At 66.3% G+C, this 9,757-nt stretch carries 7 protein-coding genes; 2 read left to right on the top strand and 5 right to left on the bottom strand.

What is annotated here, in order from left to right; translation table 11 throughout:
* Window positions 1-318 precede the first annotated feature (318 nt).
* Window positions 319-999: a PhzF family phenazine biosynthesis protein gene (locus NS6_RS32110; RefSeq protein WP_068049936.1), complete on the top strand. Its 681-nt coding sequence runs from the start codon at window positions 319-321 to the stop codon at window positions 997-999.
* Window positions 1,000-1,247: 248 nt separating this feature from the next.
* On the opposite strand, the gene NS6_RS32105 is transcribed toward NS6_RS32110, so the two are convergent.
* Window positions 1,248-2,201 carry a hypothetical protein gene (locus NS6_RS32105; RefSeq protein WP_157113061.1) on the bottom strand — a complete coding sequence of 318 codons (954 nt, stop codon included), beginning with the start codon at window positions 2,199-2,201 and terminating at the stop codon, window positions 1,248-1,250.
* 547 nt (window positions 2,202-2,748) lie between these two features.
* On the opposite strand from NS6_RS32105, the gene NS6_RS32100 reads away from it, so the two are divergent.
* Window positions 2,749-6,501 (top strand): tetratricopeptide repeat-containing protein, encoded by a 3,753-nt coding sequence (locus NS6_RS32100; RefSeq protein WP_157113060.1) that lies wholly within the window; start codon window positions 2,749-2,751, stop codon window positions 6,499-6,501.
* Here the strand turns inward: NS6_RS32100 and NS6_RS32095 are convergent.
* The 4 genes from NS6_RS32095 to NS6_RS32080 form a co-directional block, all read right to left on the bottom strand.
* A complete protein-coding gene (locus tag NS6_RS32095) occupies window positions 6,467-7,003 on the bottom strand; it encodes a DUF4314 domain-containing protein (protein WP_157113059.1) in 537 nt (178 codons plus the stop codon). The two genes, NS6_RS32100 and NS6_RS32095, sit on opposite strands and share 35 nt — an antisense overlap.
* Window positions 7,004-7,071: 68 nt before the next feature.
* Window positions 7,072-7,254, bottom strand: coding sequence for a hypothetical protein (locus NS6_RS32090; protein ID WP_068049929.1), 183 nt, complete (start codon window positions 7,252-7,254; stop codon window positions 7,072-7,074).
* A 90-nt stretch (window positions 7,255-7,344) separates the two neighbouring features.
* Window positions 7,345-7,866, bottom strand: coding sequence for a hypothetical protein (locus NS6_RS32085; RefSeq protein WP_068049927.1), 522 nt, complete (start codon window positions 7,864-7,866; stop codon window positions 7,345-7,347).
* A 96-nt stretch (window positions 7,867-7,962) separates the two neighbouring features.
* Window positions 7,963-9,717: a VWA domain-containing protein gene (locus NS6_RS32080; RefSeq protein WP_168443431.1), complete on the bottom strand. Its 1,755-nt coding sequence runs from the start codon at window positions 9,715-9,717 to the stop codon at window positions 7,963-7,965.
* Window positions 9,718-9,757 lie beyond the last annotated feature (40 nt).

Raw genomic sequence — 9,757 nt, 5'->3', positions numbered from 1 at the left:
TGGCTGTAAGGGTGAATTCTGAGATCAGTTACCGACCAATTTCGACGTCACAGAGGCCGAGCCGAGACGACCGCATCGGTGAATTTCGATGTCACCTCGGTCGGCGTGTCCGGCCGCCGGGCGTGTCCGAAGCCCCATCTAGTGATCCCAGAGCGCATCTCAGAACTGGACGGATCGGGAATCAGCTGCCGGTCTCGGCGCCGAACGCTCCCCAGTGACTCGATGACTGGTTCAGCGATTCCCATGGGAGCCGACGAAGCGTGCTCATCGCGACCCCGCAGACAACGGCCACGCCTGTGATTACGGTTAACTGGGTCGGTGATCGATCATGAGGTACTGAGTGTTTTCTGTGGACCAGCAGGCGATTTCGGTAACGAACTCGGCGTCGTTCACGGCTTGAATGTCGCCTCCGACGCAGAGCGACGCGCCATCGCGCGTGACCTCGGATTCAGCGAGACGGTGTTTGTCGACGACCCCGTTCGCGCCACAATCGACATTTGGACACCCTCGGTTCGACTGCCATTCGCTGGACACCCCTGCGTTGGTACGGCGTGGCTGCTGGGCACATCGGAACTCGAAACTGCCGCAGGGGTTGTCACCGCCCGTCGTGACAGCGAGTTCTGCTGGATCACGGCCCGTGCAGAATGGGCGCCGCCCCGCATCTTCAAGCAGTACGGTTCGGCCGAGGAGGTCAACGAACTCGCCGTACCCCCACACGGTGAATGGATCTACGCGTGGGCCTGGCAGGACGAGACCGCCGGCCAGGTCCGGGCCCGAGCCTTCCCTGGCCGCGGCGACGGCATCGACGAGGATGAGGCGACGGGTGCCGCGGCGTTGCTCCTGACGGCACACCTCAGCCGCGGACTGACCATCACACAGGGTCGGGGATCGCAGATCCTGACATGTCCGAAGCCCGATGGCTCGATCGAGATCGGTGGACGCGTGCGGCGGATCGGATCCGGGCACTGGATGAGTGCCCCGGACGCTAGTCGCGTTTAGGTGTCGGCGGTGTCACAATTCGCCGATCCCAAAATCTTCCGGCCAGGGCCGGTGCCGGTGCCGAGATTCACCAATCAACGATCTCGCGATTCACCGATAGAACTAGCCGGCGATGGTCAGTGGACTCGTTCGGCCTCCACCCGACCGACACGCGCACCGGAGAAGGGGTGGCTCACACATTTCGGCTGTGTGCCGCGCCGCCCGACCAGGAACGTCGATACCTCAGCGAAGCACCCGGTCGGGGATGGTCACCAGTAATCTTGACCGCGGTGCCACGGCGGCACGGGCACACTCCTGCCTCCGGACGGGTTCTTGTGCCGTTCGCGCTGGAGTTTGTCGCGTTCGCGGCGAACCTGCTCAGCGAGGTCGTAGACGGTATCGAGGTCGGCGGTCGTGCCGCCCATCACCTCGACACCGGTCATGCCGTCCTCGACGTCGTAGTCACAGTTGACGATCTCCTCGGCGGCATGTCGAGGGCACCCGGGAACGGTAATGAGAGTGTCGTCACCGAAGATCCGTACACGCACACGTACCTCACCTCCATCACAGGGTGAGTAACCCCAGCCGAAGCGGCGGGAACGATCCGCGCCGAGTAGACACCCTCGACTGTGGACGGCTTCGGCCGTCATGGACAGCACGTCGGCCGCGTCCATGGCCGATTCGAGCCGATCGTGCAGCGGCCCGCCGGTGATCCGATCCAGGCCATTGAGCTTGACGCGCACTCCGTAGTAGCCAGCGGCCACGGTCGCCCATTCAATACAGCCGATATCGGCGTCCTCACGCACGCGCTCGAGATCGGCGATCACCTCACGGATCGTCGTGCGGAATTCTTCGTTCAACTCCTTCTGGGTGAGCCGGCCTCGCTGCCAGTACGGGACGACCACTGTGGTCGGCTCGAGCTTGGCGGACTGAAGTGCACGGACCGTCGGTAACAGCGCCTCCGCGGCAGCAACTACGTCGGCGGCGGTCGGGTCCGCCATACCGTCCTGACCGAGCTGTCCGGCATCCTCGTGCCGCCAGTACTTTTCGACTCCGCCGATCTCGATCTTGCTGGGCCGCAATCGTGAGTTCCTTTCGGCGTGCTCACGCGCCTGTGCGGCGAGTTCTTCTCCGCGCCGGAGCGCTTCGACGTACTTGACGCCGCCCTCGGCCTCGATCCTGCGAGCCCGGCGGCGCCGGCGCGCACTGCTGTTTTTCGGCATGTTCTCGTCCATTCCCGGCAGAGGTGCCCACGCCACCCTGCCTGCAACGAAACAAGCATGCGAACAGGGGGAAGGTGTGAACGCGGGCCCCGGGAAGGACCTTGGCCTGTCGACGTCACCGAACCGGCGTGGGCGAGGCAACTCAGGCGGAAACGAGAGGAGCGCGTGCGCGGCCTGACACTCCGAGGGAGAGTTTATCCTCTCGCGCCCGTCGAAACCCATGTTTGTCGGGATCACCTACCACGGGTAGGAGCCCGGCGTAGATTGGGCCCCGGGTGAACGCGGGCCCCGGGAAGGACCTTGTGCTCACTTTTCCGGCGGAGAGTCGGTATTCACGCCGACGCTATTCCATCACCCTGAAGCGCCTACGTGCCCCGGGCAGACCGGGAGAGATCAGTAACCTCCATCATCCAAGCAGGGACAGGGTCGCCAGGGCCTCGAAACGGAGCCTCGCGGGGTCGCACTAGCCATGTGCACCCTGGCCAAGGTGCCTCCCTCCCTCGCCGTGTGTGCGGAATTTTTCGTAGCCGAACGCTATTCTCGCCGCATGACCAACAAGGGGGTCGATCTCGGTCAGATTCGGCGGATGCCTGTGGATCCGAAGAACAGGGGGCCTCAGACCGAATCGTGGAATGAGTACGAGAAGCATGCCATCGCCTTCTGGCTGGTCCAGCAGCTCGCGGCAGGCAGCGACGTCTGCGGGGTGGTCATGCAGCACTCCTCGGATGCGGTCGTGCTGCACCAGCATCAACGACCCACTCTGGTCTCGATCAAACACCGCGAGCCCAACCGGATCGAAGGCAACAGTGGGTGGGGACCGACCGAGCTGGACAAGGATGACGTGCTCACCGGACTATACGAATGGTGGGCTGCGGCCGGCGAGTCCTGCAAGCCAGCCTTCTGGACGAGCGCCGGCATCGTCGGCCAGGCTCGGAAGTCGCAGGTCAGCCTTGCCTCTACCGGTGAGCCTGACGTTGACTTCGTAACCTGGTTCGCGCGCAGAGCCAAGATCGCCGAGATCGATGCACAACGGTTCCTCGCCGACCTCGAACTGCTGGAAGACCCATTCCCCCGGCGCAAAGAAATTCTCGCCAGCGGCGCCGAAGCCACCCGCAACTTTCTGGCTGACCGACAGCGCGCTGGAGCGGCTCAGTTCGCTGGCCAGTGCTTCGAAGCACTGTGGCGTCGCATCATCGACCTGAGCAAAGCCGAACCGGTCCCACCGTTAACAGACTCGCGGTTGGACCTCGTCACGAGCTGGTTTCCACGATTGGACGCTCGTGACGCCGCAGCCTTGGCGACTCGACTGCTACCGGCGACAGAAGCGGAGTCGATCCTGCTCGGCGAGCACGATCGCCTGCTCTCAGGCGCGCTGCCCGAGATTGGCTTTCGCTGGGAAGCCGATGCCCGTTTCGTTGGAAGGTCCGCAGTACTCGCCGACATCGCGGCCCGGCTCGACCTCGGGAGCTCCTCACCAGTGGCTCCCGTGGTGGTACGAGGCATGACTGGATGCGGAAAGACCAGTGTGGCCACACAGTTCGCAGCACTGCACTCCGACCTGGTGCGCTCGATCTTTGTCAGCGCGAGCAGCCGCGCCGAGATTCTCACTGCGCTCCAGGAGCTGAGCGGTGAACAGCCATACTACGACGCCTCCGGGATCGCCGAGGCGCGCACACCGGTCGCGCCCTCGCTGCCGCCGTCCTCGCGGACACTGCTGGTCCTCGACGGTGTCGCCAAACCTGCTGACATCCGGGGGCTGATCCCGCGCAGGTCACTGTGCCGGGTGTTGATCACGACCAACATCAAGAACCTCGACAGCGGTTACTCCGAACTCAAACTCGGCACCTGGGACCCCGACGAGAGCACCCAGTTCCTGCGGACTCATCTGCCGGAGTCGACTACCGAAGATCGATACCGCCTTCGGCATGAACTGTCCGATCATCCGCTTGCACTGAACCAGGCCGTGGATTACCTCACAGTGGTGGGCTGCACCGTCTCTGACTACATCACACGACTACGTGAGGCACCCATCGAGACGCTTCGTCTCGGGGAGGCAGCAGGGCATCCGGCGAGCGTGGTCGAGGCGATCCGGCTCAACGTCAGGGCAGCCGAATCCGCGGTTTCGGTCTCTTCCACCTTGCTTCATGTGCTGGCGTTTCTAGGGCCGTCCCCGATCGACGAGTCGGTGTTCGACGCTCCGGTCATGGTTAGCCCGGTGCAGCCTGTGGCTGCGCGAGAGGACTGCCACACAGAGCCGAGGAAGCGGCGATGGTTCTCGCGGCGGCGCACCGACGCTGTGCCGTCCGATCCGCCGGGGCACGATACGGAGGACACCGTGCAGGCCGCCGCCAACGATGTACGCACCGCTCTGCGGGGCAGGGCGGTTCGCAGTCAGGCGATCGAGGCACTGGCGCGGCTGTCGTTGGTCTCCGCGCGTAGCGGCCGACTCACGATCCACCCCTTGATCGCGAGGGTAGCGCGCGCGGAAGTGCCTGATCCACGACCGTGGATCGAAGCGGGAGTCGGTCTGTTCCTTCCCTCACAAGATTGGTCGCTTTACCAGCCCGCTCCGTTTCTCGATCCGTATCTGGCCTCAGCGGCCCATGTCACCGCCGAGGCGTACAGCCATCGCTGCGCCGGTCCTGCAGCGCTGCTGGTGACGTCCATCGTTGCCCAGCGTCTGGCGCTGGTCGGCCCCGACGAGTCCGCGACTCATCAGGGATGGACAGCCGCCGATTTCGCCAGCCACGGGATCTCAGCCGCCGAAGATCTTTGGCGTACCAGCAGCGACTGGCGCTGGCTCCTGGCTGCCACACAGATCCGATTCTCTCTCGCCCACGCGTATTCGGTCGCAGGCCGCGTCGACGACGCATTCGCCGCGATCGAGGAGAACCTCGCACTCGGACAGCGGTTGGACCTCCCGCACCTGCTCGTCGAAGCAGCCGCGGCGGCCGAAACCGTTGCCAGTACGCATGGCCGCCCTGATAAGGCAGAATCGGTATTACGCCTTGTTGAGCGCCTGACACAGATCGAGCTCGACCCGTCCTCGCACATGACCGTCCTCGTCACTCAGGCCGGGTTGCTCCGCATGTTGAACAGGCCAAGCGAAGCAGCAACCTCGATCGAGACTGCCAGTGACATCCTCGAACGCTATGGCCGCAGCATCACGCCCGTCCTCGCCGTGAAAATGCATCGCACAGCTTGCATCCTGAGCAAAGACCGTGGAAACGTCCTCCAAGCGCTGAGAAGCGAATTGATCATCTCCGAGATCTACGATCCGGAAAACGGCTCGATGCACGTCTCCCCGCTGGATCGGATTCAGCAGTACGAACGGGTCGCGGACGCGGCGATCTGCGCCAACCGTATGGAACTCGCCTGGGAGCAGCTTACCCGGGCCGGCGAAGTGATTTCCGAGCATGGGTTCTCTCGTGAATCCGTCGTCTACGCCGACTTTGCCGCGATCAGGGGGCGGATCCTGGTGCACATGGGCCGTGATGACGAGGCCCGACAGGATCTCGAACACGCACTACACGTGTTCGGCCGAGACCCTCAAAGCTTCCGCCCCCGACGTGCAGCGCCGCTGCTTCACCTCGCGCAGGTTCTCTTCATGAGCGGCGGCGAGAACGAGAAGTCCCAGGCGATCGAGATGGCCGAGGAGGCTTACCAGATCGACTGCGAGATATTCACCCCGGACCATAGGGAAGCCCGCGAGGATCTGTTGATTCTCAACATGATGAAAGGCGTCCCCATCGACGACATGTCGCTGGACGACGTGTACTCGTTCGTGGGGTTCATCGCCGAGGGCGGGGCGGCGAGTGGGACGCATAACGGCCGCACCTGGACCGAACCCAATCAGCTGTGCCGCAACATCCATTATGGACTGACTCGGATCGGTGAGCACCCGGATGAACCGTGGTCGATATCGGAGTTCATATCCGACCAGGAGCTGGCGACAGTCTTCTTCACCCTCCGCTTTGGGCCATATGTAATCTCGGAAACCCTGCGATCGATCCGAGCGCTACTGTCCGCGCGCCCCGGCTTCGACCGCATCCGGCACCCCATCCCCAAATCGTTCGACGTGCAAGGCGTCCTCGACACCGGCACCACATACACCCGGGACGAGCAAGAGAATGCCATTGCCTTGCTGAACATTGCACTCGACCGAAACGCCGACGTCGAGGACCTGACAACCGTTTTCGGCGACTCCGACAGCCCCGAGAACCTTGTCCAGGCGTGGTTCCTCACCATCGTCGTCTACGCATGGATCAGTAGTACTCTCGCGCGCCTGACGGGTGCCTGACGGACAGCCTCACGGCCATGGCAAGGCGATCACGCCGAGAGCTGCGGGGTAGCCGACCACGTTGGGGCCGCCCTGGTGGGCGGCCCCAACACCCGCGCGGTCGCTGGGGTTTGTCGGCGGAGGCGGCCGGGAGTATTTCGAACGGGTCGGTGTCGAGCAGGATCAGGGCGCGGCCGTTGTCCCAGTCGACGAAGATCTGGCCGGGGCACAGGTCATTGATGTGGGTGACGGTTCCGGTGGTTCCGATTTCGAGGGGCGCGGGGTCGGCGGGGAGCAGGCCGGTGATGCGGACCCGGTCACCCACACGGGGAGTGGTCGTCATGGGGTTTTCTCGCCTTTCGTGTAGTGCCCGTCGTTCGTCCTGCGGGGCGTTGTGGTGTGTGAGGTCGAGGCGGAAGAGGCCGGGCTCACTCGGTAGCGATGAGGTGAGCGCCGTGTCGGCGACGGCGCGGATATCGCTGCCGTAGTGGGTGATGTCGACGCCGAGGTCGTGATCATTCACGGCGTGGCCGTGACGGTCGCGGAAACCTGCGACGCCGAGTCCGCCGTAGGGTTCCCAGTCCAGGAGCACTAGGCGATGGCCGTTTTGCGGTGGCCGATCTCGGCGGCGATCAACTCCAGGACGGCCTCGGTGATGCGCTGTTCACGTACCGGCCCGAACGGCAGCGCGAACGCGGCGTCCAGCCGGGCCTGCGCCGAGCCGGACTGCTCCGCGGCGGTGCTGCTGTTGGGGTGGTGGTTGGGGTAGTTCATGTCGTGTCCTCCTTCAGGTTTGGGGTGGCAAGGGGGTGGCCCCGGTATCGGAAGAGCCCAGTGCGATACCGGGGCCGGTCGCTAGTGGTGTCAGGGGTGCGCGGCGCACCACATGGCGGGCAGCCGCCCGCCGGTGGACAGGTGGGCGTCGAGGGCGGCCATGGTGTCGGCGGCCTCGGCGTAGAGCGCTTCGAGCCGGTCATGGTGGGCGACACACACACCGGGGTCCTCGGTCCCGTCCGGGCGGGTGGTGTAGGTGTTGTGCTCATCGCGGATGCGGTACTGCAAGTCACGGAACTGGGCGAGCGCCTGGTCCGGGTCCACCGCTGCCGGGGTGCCCGGCCCGAGCCGGGCATCGATAGTGGGTATGAGACCGGCGTCGGCGGCGTCGGTGCGCAGGTCGGTGAGCTCGGTGAGTGCTGAGTCCATCTCGCGGGCGGCGAATTCCACGGGCTCGCTGGTGTCGGGGAAGTCGCCCTCGCGCAGGGTGGCGGCCATGGCCCCCAACCGGCGGGCGAGGTCGGCGGCGCGGTCGGCGGTCTCGTACTGCTGCTGGTGCAGCGCCTCGGTGGTGTGGTCGGTGTCCAGGTTTTCGGGGGTGTTGCTGGTCATTCGGTTGCTCCTGTTCTTGTGGGTGCTATTCATGGACTGGGGGTTACGCCCCCCCCGGGGGCGCGGTGGGTGCCGCGCCCCCCGGGGCGGTGTGGGTTACGCGTTGCGGACAGCGGCGGTGGCAGCGCGGCCGATAGCGGCGGCGGTAGCGGCCGGGTCGGTGACGAGGTGCACGTTCACCCCGGACAGCGGGTCCGGGTCGCTGTCGGCCGGTGCGAGCCACAGCACCGCGCACCCGGCAGCGTGCAGCGCGTCGACCCGTTGCTGGGCGCGGTAGCGATTGGGGCCGCTGTAGTGGCCGTCGGAGATGATCACCAACAGCCGCGTCGCGCCGGGCCGGGCCAGGTCGAGGGCACCGTCGAGGGCCTCGACAGCGGTGTCGATGACGTGGAGGTAATCCGGGCAACTGAATTCGGTGACCCGGGCCGGGGCGGTGCCCGGGTAGGTGATCGGTTTGACCGAGGCCCCGAAAGTCACGGTCGCGGTGTCGGCGGGCATGGTGGCCAGCTCGGCCGCGCGGGCGATGATCCACGCGGCCGAGGCCACCGGGGCGGCGTAGGCACCCATCGAGGAGGACACGTCACAGGCGATACCGACTCGCAACGGCGGCAACGGAACGGTTTTGCGGGTGGTGCGGGTGAACGGTTCGGCGGTCGGGATGGCCCCGGCAGCGCGTTGAGCCTCCCGCGCCAACGCGCCACGCATCCGCAACCGGCCCGGCGGCACCACCGAGGTCGTGCGCACCGTGGTCCGTTCCCGGGTGGCGGCGGTGTTGAGGGCGCGGGCCAGCACACGGGCGGCGGTGTGCTCGTCCCGTCTCGCGGCGCGGGTCTGTTGCCTGCTCTCGGTGCGGCCCCGGCCCGACCCGTCGCCGAACACCTTCCCCGCTTGCGAGGCAGCATCGTTGGCGGCGCGTTGCGCGGCGTCACGGGCGGCGGCAGCGATCTCGGCGGGGTCGGGTGCCACCGGCGAGTCGGCGACCGCGTTGCCTATGTTGGTCACGGTGTCGCCGATCGCTGCCCCCAGCGGGGAGGACGGTACGGGGTCGGTGTGGGGGTCGGGGCCGACGATATCGAGCCAGCGCTGCCCGAGTTCGAGCATGGCGGTGGTGTCGGTGTCGGCCACGGTGTGCGCCTCGCGCCAGATAGCGCGGAGTTTGTCGAGGGTGTCGGTGCCGAGGATGGCCTCGATCGCGGTGACGGCGGGCGCGCATTCCGCCTGGTCGAGGATGCCGCCGTCGTGGCGGGCCAGGATGAGGGCTGCGTTGCGGGCCGCGTTGTAGGGGGTGGGCGGAATCTGGGCGGCGGCGATCGCGCCGCCGTTGTCGCCGATCACGATCTCGGTGGCGCTGGCACGCAACCAATGCCGGTCATCGGGGCGGCGGCGTATCTGGGCGGCCTCGATCCGGGATTCCTCGAGCAGCATCGCGGCATCGACCACCCCCGGGTGCGCCACCAGCGGCGGGCTCCACGCTGTGTGTTTGGCGTGGGCGCACTCGTGCACCAGCGCACCCCACACCGCCGGGTAGCGGTTGCGGTCGCTGTTGCGTTCCGGGCGGGCGGTGGCGGGGTCGATGAACAGGCGGGTGCCGTCGATCTCGATCGCCGCGAGGCCCGGTATGAACACCGCCGGGTTCCCGAACGCGGCACCGGGGGCGATCGTCACGGACAGGTCCTCACGGTCGGCGATCGGCGGGGCCTCGGCGGTCATCGCGGCCGAGAACGTGGCCCATCCACCGGTGACAGGCACAGAGGCCGGGGCGGGCGCGGGGACAGTTCCCGGGGCAGCGGGCGCGGTCGTCGGGGCAGTAGGGGCGGCGGGGGCCGGGACGGTGATCACGTGGCCGGTCATGGCAGGTGATGCCTTTCGTAGGTAGGGCAGGGTGGCGGGG

This window comes from Nocardia speluncae NBRC 108251 (assembly GCF_001613245.1).
Taxonomy (GTDB): domain Bacteria; phylum Actinomycetota; class Actinomycetes; order Mycobacteriales; family Mycobacteriaceae; genus Nocardia; species Nocardia speluncae.
Note: the sequence above shows the minus strand (reverse complement) of the source record. Positions and strands in the feature narration are given on the sequence as shown.